Annotated in this window: 10 protein-coding genes; 8 read left to right on the forward strand and 2 right to left on the reverse strand. The window is 65.3% G+C overall.

The genetic code is table 11. The annotated features are described in order from the left end of the window. Positions 1-102: 102 nt before the first annotated feature. From ahcY to NKJ88_RS03965, 8 genes are all read left to right on the forward strand, one after another. Entirely contained in the window at positions 103-1,503 is a 1,401-nt protein-coding gene (gene ahcY, locus NKJ88_RS03930) for an adenosylhomocysteinase (protein ID WP_023681401.1), read from the forward strand. A gap of 308 nt (positions 1,504-1,811) precedes the next feature. Beyond that, on the forward strand, positions 1,812-4,376 hold the full coding sequence (locus NKJ88_RS03935; RefSeq protein ID WP_023672300.1) for a sensor histidine kinase: 2,565 nt from the start codon (positions 1,812-1,814) through the stop codon (positions 4,374-4,376). An 8-nt stretch (positions 4,377-4,384) separates the two neighbouring features. After that, positions 4,385-5,896, forward strand: coding sequence for a tRNA (adenosine(37)-N6)-threonylcarbamoyltransferase complex ATPase subunit type 1 TsaE (gene tsaE, locus NKJ88_RS03940; protein ID WP_023828823.1), 1,512 nt, complete (start codon positions 4,385-4,387; stop codon positions 5,894-5,896). Between the two features lie 14 nt (positions 5,897-5,910). Continuing rightward, a complete protein-coding gene (locus NKJ88_RS03945; RefSeq protein ID WP_031195822.1) occupies positions 5,911-6,615 on the forward strand; it encodes a nucleotidyltransferase family protein in 705 nt (234 codons plus the stop codon). Further along, positions 6,612-9,749, forward strand: a complete 3,138-nt coding sequence (gene addB / locus NKJ88_RS03950; protein ID WP_352443592.1) for a double-strand break repair protein AddB — start codon at positions 6,612-6,614, stop codon at positions 9,747-9,749. Before NKJ88_RS03945 ends, addB begins: the two co-directional genes overlap by 4 nt. Beyond that, positions 9,746-13,258, forward strand: coding sequence for a double-strand break repair helicase AddA (gene addA / locus NKJ88_RS03955; RefSeq protein WP_352443593.1), 3,513 nt, complete (start codon positions 9,746-9,748; stop codon positions 13,256-13,258). The genes addB and addA overlap by 4 nt, the downstream gene beginning before the upstream one ends. A gap of 72 nt (positions 13,259-13,330) precedes the next feature. Then, positions 13,331-13,654, forward strand: coding sequence for a thioredoxin (trxA, locus tag NKJ88_RS03960; protein ID WP_023672297.1), 324 nt, complete (start codon positions 13,331-13,333; stop codon positions 13,652-13,654). A 190-nt stretch (positions 13,655-13,844) separates the two neighbouring features. Continuing rightward, entirely contained in the window at positions 13,845-14,126 is a 282-nt protein-coding gene (locus NKJ88_RS03965) for a cupin domain-containing protein (RefSeq protein ID WP_023681396.1), read from the forward strand. 438 nt (positions 14,127-14,564) lie between these two features. Here NKJ88_RS03965 and NKJ88_RS03970 read toward each other — a convergent pair whose 3' ends face one another. Both NKJ88_RS03970 and NKJ88_RS03975 read right to left on the reverse strand, forming a co-directional pair. After that, the gene (locus NKJ88_RS03970) at positions 14,565-14,984 is read right to left on the reverse strand and encodes a VOC family protein (protein ID WP_352443594.1); all 420 of its coding nucleotides are present in this window, start codon (positions 14,982-14,984) and stop codon (positions 14,565-14,567) included. A 27-nt stretch (positions 14,985-15,011) separates the two neighbouring features. After that, the gene (locus NKJ88_RS03975) at positions 15,012-16,337 is read right to left on the reverse strand and encodes a bifunctional folylpolyglutamate synthase/dihydrofolate synthase (RefSeq protein ID WP_352443595.1); all 1,326 of its coding nucleotides are present in this window, start codon (positions 16,335-16,337) and stop codon (positions 15,012-15,014) included. Between the last annotated feature and the right edge of the window lie 194 nt (positions 16,338-16,531).

A 16,531-nucleotide genomic window follows, 5' to 3' on the forward strand; every position in this document is an offset into this window, starting at 1 on the left:
TCGTCTTGGCGGCGATCTGCTAGTCAGGCCGGCATTCCGCGCCCTTCGACGCGCCGTGTGGCGCAGGCGCATTCTGAAGACAAATCGCACCGGAGCACTGCCATGACAGGTAGCAAGGACTATGTGGTTGCCGACATCTCGCTTGCCGGCTGGGGCCGCAAGGAACTCGATATCGCCGAAACCGAAATGCCGGGCCTGATGGCCTGCCGCGAAGAATTCGGCGACAAGAAGCCGTTGAAAGGTGCGCGCATCACCGGCTCGCTGCACATGACCATCCAGACGGCGGTGCTGATCGAGACGCTGAAGGCGCTTGGCGCCGATATCCGCTGGGCCTCGTGCAACATCTTCTCGACCCAGGACCATGCGGCCGCGGCCATCGCCGAGGCCGGTATCCCGGTGTTCGCCGTCAAGGGCGAGTCGCTCGAGGAGTACTGGGACTATACCGACAGGATCTTCCAGTGGGCCGATGGCGGCCTCTCCAACATGATCCTCGATGATGGCGGCGACGCCACCATGTACATACTGATCGGCGCCCGCGCCGAAGCCGGCGAGGACGTGCTGTCCAACCCGCAGAGCGAGGAAGAGGAATACTTCTACGCCCAGGTCAAGAAGCGCCTGAAGGCCTCGCCCGGCTTCTTCACCAAGCAGAAGGAAGCCATTCGCGGCGTCACCGAAGAGACGACCACGGGTGTCAACCGGCTATACCAGCTGCAGAAGAAGGGTCTGCTGCCGTTCCCGGCGATCAACGTCAACGACTCGGTCACCAAGTCGAAGTTCGACAACAAATATGGCTGCAAGGAATCGCTGGTCGACGGCATCCGCCGCGGCACCGACACCATGATGGCCGGCAAGGTTGCGGTCGTCTGCGGCTATGGCGACGTCGGCAAGGGCTCGTCGGCTTCGCTCAAGGGCGCCGGCGCCCGCGTCAAGGTCACGGAAGTCGATCCGATCTGCGCGCTGCAGGCGGCGATGGACGGCTTTGAAGTCGTCACGCTGGAAGATGCCGCACCAACCGCCGACATCGTCATCACCACCACCGGCAACAAGGATGTCGTCACCCTCGACCACATGCGCTCGATGAAGGACATGGTGATCGTCGGCAATATCGGCCACTTCGACAATGAGATCCAGGTCGCGTCGCTGCGCAACCTGCAATGGACCAACGTCAAGCCGCAGGTCGACATGATAACCTTCCCGGACGGCAAGCGGATGATCCTGCTGTCCGAGGGGCGCCTGCTCAACCTCGGCAACGCGACCGGTCATCCGAGCTTCGTGATGTCGGCTTCGTTCACCAATCAGGTGCTGGCGCAGATCGAGCTCTACACCAAGCCCGGCCAGTACCAGAACCAGGTCTATGTGCTGCCCAAGCACCTCGACGAGAAGGTGGCGCGTCTGCATCTCGATAAGCTTGGAGCCCGCTTGACCGAACTTTCCGGCGAACAGGCCGCCTATATCGGCGTGACCCCGCAGGGTCCGTTCAAGCCGGAACACTACCGCTATTAGCCAAAGCGGCGTTTACCACTAGATATTGAAGCCGGGCGATTGACTTTTCGTCCGGCTTCTTTTTTGCGCGGATGATTCTTCACGCCGATTCCAGCACGCGCTATTGTGCTGATTCGTGGGCCGGGGACGAGGCTGGCGTACGCATCGAGAGCATGATTCGAACCGAAGGACCGCGTCAGCGAAAAGTGGGAAGCGGTTTTCGGAAAAGATCATGCTCTTTAGAAAAGAGTTAGGTCAGAAGGGCGTTTCCATCAAACGTGATCCTGATCTAGGCGGTCTTGCATTCAGGCGGCGAAGAGGACCAAGGCATGCCGGGGGAAAACCCGCCTCGCGCGGGATCGGCCGTTTCCGGCGGCCATGACGATTCCGATAGCAATGGCTCCGTCACGACAGGCGGTGGCCTGAAGAGGCGCGTCGGCGCCCGCACCGCCGGCTTTCTTGCCACCTCAGCTCTTGCCGGCCCGCTCACCTCGTTTGCCGCCCATGCCGAGCCGGCCATTGCGCAGAAGGCCGGACTGTCGGTCAGCGCGGTCGAAGTCATCCAGCTCGCCATGTTCGTCGGCGTCATGGGCGCGGCACTGGTCTCGGCCATCTTCCTGATCCGCGAAAGAGCCCGCACCTCGGCGCAGAATGTCGAACTCAGAGCCCGCATTGCCGACATCAATGCGGCGCTGCAGCGCTCCGAGGCGCTGCTCAATCTGCGTGACCAGCGCGTCATCGTCTGGGCGTCGGAGAACAAGAAGCCGGAGCTGATTGGCACGCTGCCGCTGGAAAGCGGTGCGCCGGACGACCGTGCAGCCTTCCTCGCCTTCGGCCGCTGGCTGATGCCGCGCTCGGCGGCGGCGCTCGAAAATGCCGTCGCTGGTCTGCGCGAGAAAGCGAAACCCTTTGATCTCGTGATCGAATCGCAGGCCGGGGCGCCGCTTGAAGTGCATGGCCGCAAGAGCGCCGCGCATGTGCTGGTGCGCTTCGTCTCGCTGTCGGAGACGCAGCGAAGCCAGGCCAGGCTGAAGATCGAGAACCAGCGGCTGGCCGCCGACTACGAGACGATGATCGGCCTGCTCGACGCCTTGCCGATGCCGGCCTGGCTGCGCGCCACCGACGGGCGGCTGAAATGGGTCAACCGTGCCTATGCCGGAGCGGTTGAGGCACCGAACGCCGAGACCGCGGTGCGCGAAGCCAAGGAATTCCTCGGCGCCCAGGCGCGCGAACAGATCGCCGCGCAGCACAAATCGCGCCCAATCTTCGAACAAACGCTGTCGACAGTGATCGAGGGCGACCGCCGCGTGTTCGCCGTCACCGACTTCGCCGGTGCCGACGGCTCGGCCGGCCTTGCCTGCGACACCAGCGCCACCGAAACCATTCGCGGCGAATATGAGCGCACGGTGCGCAGCCATGCCGACACGCTCGACCAGCTCAACACGGCGGTGGCGATCTTCGATGCCAACGAGAAGTTGCGCTTCTTCAACCAGGCGTTCCAGAAACTGTGGGGGCTGGACCCGGGCTTCCTGCACAGCGCGCCCGACAATGCGCTGCTGCTCGACCGGCTGCGCAGCGAAGGCAAGATCGCCGAGCAGCCGGAATGGCGGCGCTGGAAAGAAGGCCTGCTTGGTGCCTACCGCGCGGTGGAATCGCAAGAGCATTGGTGGCATCTGCCCGACGGCAAGACCATCCGCGTGGTGGCCAACCCGCAGCCGAAGGGCGGCGTGACCTGGGTGTTCGAGAACCTGACCGAGAAGATGGACCTGGAAAGCCGCTACCAGACGGCGGTGCGGGTCCAGGGCGAAACGCTCGACAATCTGGCCGAAGGCGTCGCCGTGTTCGGTCCCGATGGGCGGCTGCGCCTGTCGAACCCAGCCTTTGTCGCGCTGTGGGGACTGAGCCAGGATGTGATCAAGCCCAACGTCCATGTCTCGGCGATCCGCGATCTCAGCGACCAGCGCGCCGTCGACAGCCCGTGGGGCGGGTTCGTCGCCGCCATCACCGGTTTCGACGACGAGCGCCGCGACCGCCATGGCCAGACCGAACTGAAGAACGGCACAGTGCTCAGCTACGCCGTCATCCCGCTGCCCAACGGCCAGGTGATGATGACCTTTGTGGACGTCACCGACAGCGTCAATGTCGAGCGCGCGCTGAAGGACAAGAACGAAGCGCTGCAGAAATCCGACCAGCTGAAGAACGAGTTCGTGCAGCATGTCTCCTACGAGCTGCGCTCGCCGCTGACCAACATCATCGGCTTCACCGAGCTTCTGTCGCTGCCGGCGACCGGGCCGCTCAGCCCAAAGCAGCGCGAATATGTCGAGCATGTCGGCTCGTCATCCTCGGTGCTGCTCACCATCGTCAACGACATACTCGACCTCGCCACCGTCGACGCCGGCATCATGCAGCTCGACATTTCGGAAGTAAGCGTCGAGCGCACCATCGAGGCCGCGGCCGAACTGGTCGCCGACCGGCTGCAAGAGCATTCGATCAAGCTCCGGATCGACGCCGCTGCGGCGCCGAAGAGTTTTCACGGCGACGAGACCCGGGTTCGCCAGATCCTCTACAATCTGCTCAGCAACGCCGCCAATTACGCGCCGGAGGCGAGCACTATCACGCTTGCCTGCCGGCATTTGGAGCAAGGTGTGGAATTCTCCGTCCATGACAACGGCCCCGGCATGCCGCCGGACCTGCTCGATTCGGTGTTCCGCCGCTTCGAGCCGCGCACCAATGGCGGGCGCCGGCGCGGTGCGGGCTTAGGCCTGTCGATCGTCAAGAGCTTTGTCGAGCTGCACGGCGGCAGCGTGCGCATCGAGACCGGCAAGGACAAGGGCACCACCGTCATCTGCACCTTCCCCGATGCACCGTCGGGCATCCGCGCCGCGGCCGAGTAGCGCGCTCGATGACTGTTGTTGTGCTGGAGCGTTTTCTCGCCGACGAGGCTGCGACCGCAAGGCTCGGCGAAGACCTGGCCATGGCGCTGCGGCCGGGCGACGTGCTGGCGCTCAAGGGCGATCTCGGCGCCGGCAAGTCGACGCTGGCGCGGGCCCTGATCAGGGCGCTGGCCGATGATGCCGGCCTCGATGTGCCGAGCCCTACCTTCACCTTGGTGCAAAGCTACGACACGCGCATCCCCGTGCACCATTTCGATCTCTATCGCCTGTCCTCGGCCGGCGAGATGGACGAGCTGGGTTTCGACGAGGCGCTGCTGCAGGGCGCTGCCCTTGTCGAGTGGCCGGAACGGGCGGAGGCCGCTCTTCCGAGAACGTCGATCTGGATCGAACTCGTCCATCAGGACGAAGGACGATTGGCGAAACTATCGGGCCAAGGCGTTGCCTTCGAACGCGTGGCGCGATCGCTGGCGATGCGCGATTTCCTCAAAACGGCCGGTTGGGGCGACGCCGCGCGGCGCCATTTCGTCGGCGACGCCTCGGCGCGCTCTTACGAGATTGTTTCGCTCGCCGGCCTTGCGCCGCGCGTGCTGATGAATTCGCCAAGGCTGGTGCTGGGGCCGCCGGTGCGCGACGGCAAGCCCTATGCCGTGATCGCCCACACGGCGCAGTCGGTCACCGCTTTCGTCGCCATCGACAAGGCGCTGCTGGCGCAAGGTGTCAGTGTCCCAAAAATCCATGCCGAGGATCTCGAGCAAGGGTTTCTGCTGCTGGAGCATCTGGGCTCGGAAGGTTTTCTCGACGGCAATGGTGAGCCGGTGGCCGAGCGCTACGCGGCAGCAGCCGAATTGCTGGCCATGATGCATGGCAAGACCTGGCTGCCGCGCATGGAAGCCGTCCCAGGCGTCTTCCACGAGGTGCCGCCCTTCGATCGCGACGCCATGCTGATCGAAGCCGATCTCTTGGTCGATTGGTATGTGCCGATGGTGACCGGCAGCCCGGCAAGCGAGGCTTTACGCGCCGGCTATCACAGGGAATGGAACGCGGTTCTCGATCGGCTGGACACACAGGAATACACGCTGATGCTGCGCGACTTCCATTCGCCCAACATCATCTGGCGCGGTGACCGCAAAGGCCACGACCGCCTCGGCATCGTCGACGTCCAGGACGCGCTGATGGGTCCGGCGGCCTATGATGTTGCGTCGCTGGCCATGGATGCCCGCGTCACCGTTTCGCCCGATATCGAGCAGCGGACCGTGGACGCCTATGTCGCTGCGCGCCACGCCGCCGTCGGCTTCGATGAGGACGCCTTCCGCGCGGCCTATGCGATCATGGCGGCGCAGCGCAATTCAAAGATCCTCGGCATTTTCGTGCGGCTCGAAAAGCGCGACGGCAAGCCCTATTATCTCCGACACCTGCCGCGCATCCGCGATTATCTCAGGCGGGCGCTGGCGCACCCGGCGCTGGCTCAGCTGAAGGAGTTTTACATGGCACATGGCCTGCTGGAGGAACGGCTCCCGTGACCTTGACCACAGCGATGGTGCTGGCGGCGGGTCTTGGCAAGCGCATGCAGCCGATCACCGACACCATGCCGAAGCCGCTGGTGCGGATCGCCGGCAGGACCTTGCTCGACTGGGGGCTGGACAGTCTCGAAGCGGCCGGCGTCGAGAAAGCCATCGTCAACGTGCACTATCTGCCGGACCAGATCGTCGCCCATATAGCCCACAGGCGGGCGCCAAAGATCGTCATTTCCGACGAGCGCGACGCACTGCTGAATTCGGCGGGTGGCATCGTCAAGGCATTGCCGCTGCTGGGCAGCGACCCCTTCTACATCATCAACGCCGATACGTTCTGGATCGACAGCGGGCAGCCCAGCCTCGAGCGCCTTGCCCTTGCATGGGACGGCGCGAAAATGGATATTCTGCTGATGCTTACCGATCTCGACTCGGCCACCGGACACGGTGTCGGCACGGATTTCCTGATGGCGCCGGATGGCGGCCTGCGGCGCTCGAAAGGCGATCCGGCCGGGTTGATCTATGCCGGAGCGGCAATCGTCAATCCCGCCATCTTCAGGGATGCGCCGGCCGGGGCGCATTCGCTCAACATCTATTTCGACAAGGCAATCGCCTCTGGCCGTCTGTTCGGCATGCAGATGCGCGGAAGCTGGATCACCGTCGGCACTCCCGACGCCATTCCGCAGGCGGAAGCGGCGGTCGCCGACGCTCTCGCGAAGGTGGTATGAGCGGCGCGCGCCGCGTTCTTTCGATCCCGCCCGGAGCGCCATTCCTGCCGACTCTGGCCGAGGCCTTGCTGGCCGGACGGCTGGTGCCCGGCTTCCGGTTCGACGGCGATCCGCTGGCGCTGGCTGATGTCACCATCTATGTGCCGACACGGCGCGCGGCCCGTGCGCTGCGCGGCGCTTTTGTCGACGCGCTTTCGGGACCGGGAGGGAGCCGCCGTTCGGCGATCCTGCCGGTCATCCGCCCGCTCGGAGAGTTCGACGAGGACGAAGCCGCCTTCGACGCCGGCACGCCGACCGAGCTTGAAATGGCGCCGCCGATCGCAGCCATCGAACGCCTGCTGCTGCTGGCGTCGCTGGTGCGGGCCTGGAAGCGCACCTTGCCGGCGCATGTCCTTGATATGTTCAACGAAGAGATCGTCGTGCCGGCCTCCGCCGCCGATGCGATCTGGCTGGCGCGTGACCTCGCCCGGCTGATGGACGAGATCGAAACCGAAGGCACGGACTGGACCAGGCTTGCCGATCTGGTCACCGGCAATCTTGCCGGATGGTGGCTTGTGACGCTCGATTTCCTCCGTATCGTCACCGAGGCCTGGCCGAAATTGCTGGAGGAGCGCGACCGCTCCAACCCGGCCGCGCACCGCAATGCGCTGATCCGGCGCGAGGCGAAGCGGCTGGAACGCAACCCGCCCAAAGGCCCGGTGATCGCCGCCGGCTCGACGGGCTCTATTCCCGCCACGGCCGAACTGCTTGCCACGGTCGCCAGCCTGCCCAACGGCGCCGTGGTGCTGCCCGGGCTCGATGGGATGCTGGACGAACCGTCTTTTGCCGCGATTGGGGCGCCCGGTGCGCGGCCGGCACTGCTTGGCCACCCGCAATACGGCATGGCCAAGCTGATCGGCAAGATTGGCGTGCTGCGTGGCGATGTTGAGGAAGTGGTCTCCGCCGAGCCCGCACTGGCGCTCCGCGCGGCCCTTGTCGGCGAGGCGCTGCGGCCGGCCGAGACCACGGAATTATGGGCCGAGACCCGCATACGCTTCAACGCCGTAGACATCGCCGAGGCCTTCGCCGACGTGACGCTGGTCGAAGCCGCCAGCGAACGCGACGAGGCGGCGGCGATCGCCATCGCGCTGAAAACCGCCGTGGAACAGCCGGGACTAAGGGCAGCGCTCGTTACCGGCGACCGCGGGCTGGCGCGGCGCGTCTCGGCCGAGCTGTTGCGCTTCGGCGTGATCGCCGACGATTCCGGCGGCACGCCGCTCGCCAACACGCCTGCCGCCAGCCTGCTGCGGCTCACACTTCAAGCGGTATTCCGGCCCGGCGATCCCGTCGGCCTTTTGTCGCTGCTCAAGCATCCGCTGCTCGGGCTCGGACTTGAGCGCACCGGCGTGCGCCATGCCGCCGAGCTCATCGAACTCGTGGCGCTGCGCGGCGGCACCGGACGCCCCGACATCGCCTCTTTGCCAGCACTGTTCGAGGAGCGTCTCGCCGGGCTGCGCGGGGACAAGCGCCAGCCCTTCTGGTTTTCGCGCCTGAGCGTGCGCGGCATCGACAATGCCCGCGATATGCTGAGCCGGCTTGTGGCGGCGCTGGCGCCGCTGACTGCCTTTCGCGGTGAAGAGAACGCCGATCTCGTCGCGTTGACCAGAGCGAGCGTCGCCGCGCTGGAAAATCTCGGCCGCACGGCGGAGGGCAGCCTGGCTGAATTTTATGCCGGCGACGCCGGCGAGAAACTCGCCGAGCTGCTGCGCGGTGTGGTCGCCGCGTCTGCATCGTTCGACTTCCCGGCCGACGAATGGCCTGATGTGATGGACGCGCTGGTAGCACCGGAAACGGTCAAGCCCGGGCAAGGCACAGACCGCAACATTGCCATATGGGGCGCGCTGGAGGCACGGCTGCAGAACGTCGACACGCTGGTCATTGGCGGGCTGAATGAAGGCGTGTGGCCACGCAAGCCGGAAAGCGACCGCTTCATGTCGCGGCTGATGAAGACCGGCATCGACCTCGAGCCGCCCGAACGGCGCATCGGCCTTGCCGCCCACGACTTCCAGATGGCCATGGGGGCGAAAAAGGTGGTGCTGACGCGCTCCGCCCGCGCCAGCGACGCACCGGCGGTGCCGTCGCGCTGGTTGCAGCGCATCCTCACCTTCATCGGCAAGGATCCTGCAGCCGCACTGCGCGGACGCGGCGACGAATTGCTTGCCTGGGCGCGCGCGCTCGATGCCGGCGAGCGGCAGCATTTCGCGCCGCGACCGCAGCCGAAACCGCCGCTGAGCATGCGGCCCACCCACTTCTCGGTGACCGAGATCGAGACGTTGCGACGCGACCCCTATGCGGTCTATGCAAGGCGTATTCTGAGCCTTCTGCCGCTCGAACCGGTGATCCGCGATCCCGGCGCGGCCGAGCGCGGCACGCTGTTTCATGACATCCTGCATCTGTTCTCGACAGAGGTTGCGGACCCGCGCGCGCCGGAAGCCCTGGAGCGCCTTATCGCCGCCGGCCGGACCTGCTTTGCCGAGATCGCCCTGCCCGCCGATGTCGAGGCTGTGTGGTGGCCGCGCTTCGAAAAGCTTGCCGCCAACATCATCGAATGGGAGCGCGGCCGCGCTCCCGCCGTCGCCCGGCGGCATGCCGAGGAGCGCGCCGAAAAGACCGCTGTCGGCCGCACCGGCGTGACGCTGTCCGGCTATGCCGACCGCGTCGACCTTTTGGCCGGTGGCATGGCCGACATTCTCGACTACAAGACCGGCTCGTCCCCGTCCAAGGCGCAGGCCCACACGCTGCTGGCGCCACAGCTGGCGCTCGAAGGGGCGCTGCTCCGGCGCGGCGCCTTCAAGGGGCTTGGCGCGCGCGAGCCCTCCCAGCTCGCATTCGTGCGGCTGAAGCCGAATGGCGAAGTGTTCGAGGAATCCATCCTCGACTACAACCGCCAGCCTCGGACCGCCGAAGACCTCGCCGAGGAGGCTTGGGCGCGGTTGGAAAAGCTGCTGGTCCACTATGCCGATCCGACGACCGGCTATCTGTCGCGGGCGCTGCCTTTTCGCGAGGGCGAGAGCGATGGCGATTACGACCATCTGGCGCGCGTGCTCGAATGGTCGGCCGGCGGCGACAGCGATGACGAGGCGGGGGAGGCATGAAAAAAGCCTATCCCATCCCCAGCGAAACCGCCGCCAGCCAGGCGCGCGCCTCCGACCCGAAGAACTCGGCCTGGGTGTCCGCCAATGCCGGCTCGGGCAAGACGCATGTGCTGGCCCAGCGCGTCATCCGGCTGCTGCTCAACGGCACCGATCCGTCGAAGATCCTGTGCCTGACCTATACGCGGGCGGCCGCCGCCAACATGTCGAACCGCGTGTTCTCGACCCTGTCGGAATGGACGGCGCTCGGCGATGCCGAGCTTGCCACAAAGATTGAGGCGGTGGACGGCCGCCGACCCGACCGCGACACGATGCGGCGGGCGCGCCGGCTGTTTGCCGAAGCGCTGGAAACGCCGGGCGGGCTGAAGATCCAGACCATCCACGCCTTCTGCGAATCGGTGCTGCACCAGTTTCCGCTGGAGGCCAACATCCCGGCGCATTTCGAAATGCTCGATCCGCAGATGGAGGCCTCGCTGTTTGCTGGCGCCCGCCGGGACATGATTTCGGGCACGTCAGCCGGAGACACCGGACTGGCCGAGGCCTTTGCCACCGTGCTGGAGCGCGGCGGAGAACACGGGCTCGATGCGCTGCTCGCCGAAATCGTTCGCAAGCGCGACGGCTTACGCGGCTTCATCGATGCGGTCCGGCGCGACGGCGCCGGCTTTCGGGCCCTGTTCGACGAATTCCATTTCCGCCCCGGGCAGAACGCCGAAGACATAGCGGCATCGGTATGGCCGCTGCCGGGTTTCCTGCTGGACTTCTTTGCAGTGTTCGCCAGTGCCGCCGAGGCCGCCGACGCCCGCACCGTGCTCAACAATCTCTTGCCCTATGCCCGCTTGGCCTTTGCCGAGACGGACCCGACCCGCCGGCTGCAGATGCTCGGCAAAGCCTTTCTCAAGGCCGATGGCGACCCCTATGATCCCTCAAAGTTGTTCAAGAAGGCGCTGCTCGGCCGGCTGCCCGACCTTCCCGAGCGCTATCTGGCGGCCGCCAAGGCGATAACAGAGGTCTCCGACCGGCTGGCGCTGTTCCGGATGCTGGAAGGCACGGTCGCGGCGTTGACCATAGCCGACTGGCTGATCGTGCGGTACGAGCGCCTGAAGCGCAGCCGCGGCTTTCTCGACTTCAACGACCTCATCACCCGCACCGTCAACCTTCTGGCGCGGCCGGATGCCGGACCCTGGGTGCAGTACAAGCTCGACCAGGGTATCGACCACATCCTGCTGGACGAGGCGCAGGACACCAGCCCCGACCAATGGGAGGTGGTGAAGCGGCTGGCGGAGGAGTTCTTTGCCGGCCACGGCCAGCGCGGCACGACCAATCGCACGGTGTTCGCCGTCGGCGACGAAAAGCAGTCGATCTATTCCTTCCAGGGGGCGGCGCCCGATTCCTTTGCCGACAGCCGGCTTTTGTTTGCCGGGCGCGTGCGCGATGCGGAGGCCTCGTTCGCCGACCTAAAACTGACCTGGTCGTTCCGCTCGACCGACGACGTGCTGGCCGCGGTCGACCGTGTCTTTGCCGAGCCGGGCGTGCGGCGCGGCATCAGCCATGATCCCGACCCGCTCGACCACAAGGCGATCCGCAACGATGCGCCGGGCTATGTCGAGGTCTGGCCGTCGCTCGGCGCCGACGCGGTCGAGGAGCCCGACGACTGGACGCTGCCCGTCAACCATGCCAGCGCGCCGGCGGTGCGGGTGGCCGAACATGTCGCGGAGACGATCCAGGCCTGGCTGAAAAACCGCGAGATCATCGAGGGCAAAGGCCGCCGGCTGAAAGCCGGCGACATTCTGGTGCTGGTGCGCAAACGCGACCGCTTCGTGCATGCGCTGTCGCGCGCGCTGAAGGACCGCGACATCCCGGTCGCCGGCGCCGACCGGCTGAGCCTGCCCGGCCATATTGCGGTGAAGGATCTGATCGCGCTCGGCCATTTCCTCATCCAGCCGCAGGACGATCTGTCGCTCGCCACCGTGCTGCGCAGTCCGATCTTCGACCTGTCGGAAGAGACGCTTTTTGCGCTTGGTGCGGGAAGACCGGCCTCGCTGATAGCGTCACTGCGCCTTCATGCCGGCGAGAGCGAAGCGCTGACCAATGTCGTCGCCCGCCTCGACGGCTGGGCCAATGAGGCGGCTTTCCGGCCTGTCTTCGAATTCTATGCCGGCCTGCTGGCGCGCGACGGCCTGCGCAAGAAGATGATTGCCCGGCTCGGACCGGAGGCCGGCGACATTCTCGACGAATTCCTGAGCTTTTGCCTGGCCGAAGAACGCACCGGCTTGCCGGGGCTGGAGGCTTTCCTGGCGACGCTGGAAAACACCGGCCCGGAGATCAAGCGCGAGATGGACCAGACGCGCGACGAGGTCCGCGTCATGACCGTGCATGCCGCCAAGGGCCTGGAAGCGCCTGTTGTCTTCCTGGTCGATGGCGGTTCGGCGCCGTTCAGCGACCAGCATCTGCCGCGGCTCATGCCGTTCGACGCTTCGGGCCGCAATTTCGACGGCAAGGGCTATCTCTGGCGCTCGGCCGCCGATGTCGCCAACGGCTTCTCCAAGGCGGCCTCGGCCAGGGCGCGGGAGCTTGCCGACGACGAATACCGGCGGCTGCTCTATGTCGGCATGACGCGCGCCGAGGACCGGCTGATCGTCTGCGGCTATCACGGCAAGCGTCAGCCCAGCACCGGCACCTGGCATTCGATTGTCAGCCGCGCGCTGCTTGCCGCGCCGGAAAGCACGGAGCGCCGCCACCCCGCCAGCAGCGAGCCGGTGCACCGTTTCGTCATGACCAAGCTTCCGCCGGTGGCGCAAGCGGCAGCCGACGAGTCGCGGCTGCCGCAACAGGTGCCGCCGCTGCCGGTGGGCTTGTTCCGGCCCTTGCCGCCTTATGAGGAGCTGCCGCGCCCGCTGTCGCCTTCCGGCGCGTCGGCGCTGATCGACGAGGCCAAGGAAGCTGTTGTCGATACCCGCTCGCCGGTGCTGGACAGCGAGGCGGAGCCGGGCTTTGCGGTGATGCGCGGGCTGGCGCTGCACAAGCTGCTGCAGATGCTGCCCGGTTTTGCCGAAGACGAACGGCAAGGCGCGGCGGCGCAGTATCTCATTCGAGCCGGCGCCGACTGGCCGGAGGCCGAGCGCAACAAGGCGCTGGCTTCGGTGATGGCGATCCTCAGAGATTCGCGTTTTGCCGGGCTGTTTTCGTCCTCGTCACGCGCTGAAGTCGCGGTCATGGGCAGCCTCGAAGTCAAAGGCAGACTGCGCTCGATCTCGGGCAAGATCGACCGGCTGGCGGTGACGCCCGAGCGCGTATCGATCGTCGACTACAAGACCAACCGGCCGGCGCCTGCGAGTCTGGCCCAGGTGCCGCCGGCCTATATACTGCAGCTGGCGCTCTACCGCGCGCTGCTCAAGCCGCTTTACCCCGGCCGCGCAGTGACGGCGGCGCTGCTGTTTACCGAGGCGCCGAGGCTGATCGAACTGCCGGCGCAGGCGATGGATGACGCCCTTGCCCGACTCACGGGAGCGTGACACAAGTTCTGCTTGAAGAAGGGCTGCTCAACCACCACATTTGGTGCGAGATAAATTTCGAAAGGATTTCGCATGGCCACCGTCAAGGTCGACAAGAGCAATTTCCAGGCCGATGTGCTCAACGCCTCGCAGCCCGTCGTCGTGGATTTCTGGGCCGAATGGTGCGGCCCCTGCAAGATGATCGGTCCGTCGCTGGAAGAGATCGCCAACGAACTCGGCGACAAGATCAAGATCGCCAAGCTGAACATCGACGAGAACCCCGAGCTTGCCGCCCAGTTCGGCGTGCGCTCGATCCCGACGCTGATGATCTTCAAGGGCGGCGAAGTCGCCGACATGAAGGTCGGCGCCGCGCCGAAGACCGCGCTGTCGCACTGGATCAATGGCAGCCTCGCCTGATCTGGCTTTGTTTTGATGCATGTCGTCCTCCCAAAACCGGGACCACTTTTGGGCGACCTGCATTAGTTCCCGAGATCGAAGCCCGGCCCTCGCGCCGGGCTTTTTCTTTGGCGTCATCGCCCGGCCGCCTCTGGCCCTCGCATCGGCGCACTCCATGTCATCTGCTTGAGGCAGGACAGGGAGAAACAGAATGACCGGATCCGCCAAGGCCACCGTCTTCATCGACAATGAGCGCGTCATCGTCACCGAATACCGCTTCCAGCCCGGCGACAACACCGGCTGGCACCGGCATGGCCATGACTACGTCGTGGTGCCGCTGATGGACGGCAAGGTGAAGCTGGTGACCAAGGACGGCGAGAGTTTTGCTGAAATGAAGAAGGGCGCGCCCTACTTCCGCAAGGAAGGCGTCGAGCACGACGTCATCAGCGCCAATGACGGCGAATACGCCTTCATCGAGATCGAGCTGAAATAGGCCTCAGACTGGTGCCGCGGCCGCCGATGTCTATTTAGTTTGAGCCACGGTTTTTTTGGCCTGCCTAGGCTTGCCGGGCTTCCGTCCGGTCGCGGGCTTCAGGACCTGCCCATATCCCTCTATAGCGCCCGTATACACACGATAGAGAAACGTCTCTCGGCTTACGAAATACGCGACACTGGGCTGGCCGGATGCATCATTGGGGCGCGTCGGTCTGTGGGCCACTCGAACAATTGGGTGCGGTGGCTCGATGGCTCCCGGTAACATCACATGATCGCCGACCCGCGGAGCATATTCAAATATCAGCTCCTCCGGCGGGTCGTTGTCGACGGTAACAAGACACTTCACAACCATTCGAGCTTGCCTCCATGCTTCGCCAAGCATATCGGGGCTTCTGCCCGAGGGGCAACCGCCCGATAGATTCCCCGGGCCAAAATACTACCAGTCGGCGATGCGATCCCCGCCGGTGAATTGCGCGCTTTTTGCGGTGTATTCGAACAGCTCGATCTTCACGCCGTTGGGGTCGCGGATCCAGGCCTGAAACGTATCGTCGCAGGCGTGCTTCTTGGCCGTGACGTCGACGCCCTTCGATTTGATGTGGGCGATCGCGGCGTCGATGTTTTCCACCTCAAGGCAGAAATGGTTGATCTGGTTCTGCTCGCTGTAGGTGGTGCCGTCCTTCTGAAACACCTCGACATGGCTGCGGCCGCCGCAATTGAGGTAGAAGCCGAAGACCTTGCCGTTGCGCAGGAAGTTGAACTGGGCGTCGAGGCCGAGCACATCGCGGTAGAAGCTGCCCGTCGCTTCCAGATCATGCGCAAAGATGCAGACATGGGCGAGCTGCTTGACCTTGATCATCACGGGCTCCTTGCGGTGATTGTCCACTCAGGTCGGCGGTGTACCGTTTTCGGCCAGCACCGCGCCGGCGAGATACAAGGAACCGCCGATCAGGATGCGCGGCGCCGGGCCGTCCCAGGTGTCGCGCAGCAGCATCAACGCGCTGGCAACGGAACTGACGGGCTCGGCGGTGAGACCAGCTTCGGTCGCGCGGACCGCCAGTTCGTCATTCGGCACGCCGGCATCGCTCATGCTCACCGGCACGGTGTAGACGTGGCTGACCAGACCCTTGAAGGCGTGGAAATAGCCGCTCTGGTCCTTGGTGTTGATCATGCCGGAGATCAGGAACAGCGGCCGCGGGTTCTTCTCCTCCTGCTCGGCCAGGGCTTCGGCAATGACCATGCCGGCGCCCGGATTGTGACCGCCGTCGAGCCAGATGTCGGCGCCTTTGGGCGCCAGATCGGCCAGCCCGCCCTGCGGCAGCTTCTGCATGCGGCCCGGCCAGGCGACTTTGGCCATCGCCTTTTCGGTGGCGCGGTGGCTGATCTCGAAGCCGGCGGCCTTGACCGCGGCTATCGCCGCCGCCGCATTGGCAAACTGGTGGCGCCCGGGCAGGCGCGGCGGCGGCAGGTCCATCAGCCCGGCCTCGTCCTGATAGACCATGCGGCCGTTTTCCTCGAAGGCGAGGAAATCCTGGCCGTAGACGAAGGTCGGGCAATCCAGCCGCTCGGCGGTCTCGATCAGCACCTGCAGCGCCGTCTCGCTTTCCTGCGCGCCGATGACCACCGGGCAGCCGCGCTTCATGATGCCGGCCTTTTCGGCGGCGATCAGCTCGACCCGGTCGCCGAGATAGGCTTCGTGGTCCATCGACACCGGCATGATGACAGACACGGCCGGCCGGGCGACGACATTGGTGGCGTCGAAGCGGCCGCCAAGGCCGACCTCGATGATGGCGGCGGCGGCCGGATGCTCGGAAAACAGCACGAAGGTGACGGCGGTGAGGATTTCGAAGACGGTGATCTTCTGGCCGGCATTGGCTTCGGCAACGCGGGCGATGGCCTCGGCGAAAGTCTCGTCGTCGACCAGCCTGCCGCCGCCATCGGCCGCCAGCCGGTAGCGCTCGGCCCAGTTTACCAGATGTGGCGAGGTGTGGACATGGACAAGGTGGCCGGCGGCTTCGAGCAGCGCCCGCGAAAAGGCGGCGCACGATCCCTTGCCGTTGGTGCCGGCGATGTGGATGACCGGCGGCAGCCGATCCTGCGGATTGCCGAGGCGTTCGAGCAGCCGGGTGATGCGATCGAGTGAAAGGTCGAAACCTTTCGGGTGCAGCGCCATCAGGGCTTCGATTTCACGGTCTGCGGCAAGTGTGGTCATGACGACAGGCCTTCAGCGTAGCGACGCGGCGCAGACCCCAGAACCCATTCCGTGACCCTCACCGAAAGACGCAGCGGCTCAGAAGGCCATGCCTCTCTGTCCCTGCGTCCCATCAATACGTCCACTCAAGCGCCTCTACATTTTCACAGTTACTACAGCCGTGGCGCAGCTCGCAGGTCACGGCATGGATCCCA

The sequence above is a fragment of the Mesorhizobium sp. M0016 genome (assembly GCF_040324035.1).
Taxonomy (GTDB): Bacteria; Pseudomonadota; Alphaproteobacteria; order Rhizobiales; family Rhizobiaceae; genus Mesorhizobium.

What these genes read in the sequence shown, in the direction of transcription:
- NKJ88_RS03935 (WP_023672300.1), top strand. Translation starts at nt 1,812, where the DNA reads ATGCCGGGGGAAAACCCGCCTCGCGCGGGATCGGCCGTTTCCGGCGGC.
- NKJ88_RS03975 (WP_352443595.1), bottom strand. Translation starts at nt 16,337, where the DNA reads ATGACCACACTTGCCGCAGACCGTGAAATCGAAGCCCTGATGGCGCTG.
- NKJ88_RS03945 (WP_031195822.1), top strand. Translation starts at nt 5,911, where the DNA reads ATGGTGCTGGCGGCGGGTCTTGGCAAGCGCATGCAGCCGATCACCGAC.
- trxA (WP_023672297.1), top strand. Translation starts at nt 13,331, where the DNA reads ATGGCCACCGTCAAGGTCGACAAGAGCAATTTCCAGGCCGATGTGCTC.
- NKJ88_RS03970 (WP_352443594.1), bottom strand. Translation starts at nt 14,984, where the DNA reads ATGATCAAGGTCAAGCAGCTCGCCCATGTCTGCATCTTTGCGCATGAT.
- ahcY (WP_023681401.1), top strand. Translation starts at nt 103, where the DNA reads ATGACAGGTAGCAAGGACTATGTGGTTGCCGACATCTCGCTTGCCGGC.
- addB (WP_352443592.1), top strand. Translation starts at nt 6,612, where the DNA reads ATGAGCGGCGCGCGCCGCGTTCTTTCGATCCCGCCCGGAGCGCCATTC.
- NKJ88_RS03965 (WP_023681396.1), top strand. Translation starts at nt 13,845, where the DNA reads ATGACCGGATCCGCCAAGGCCACCGTCTTCATCGACAATGAGCGCGTC.
- addA (WP_352443593.1), top strand. Translation starts at nt 9,746, where the DNA reads ATGAAAAAAGCCTATCCCATCCCCAGCGAAACCGCCGCCAGCCAGGCG.
- tsaE (WP_023828823.1), top strand. Translation starts at nt 4,385, where the DNA reads ATGACTGTTGTTGTGCTGGAGCGTTTTCTCGCCGACGAGGCTGCGACC.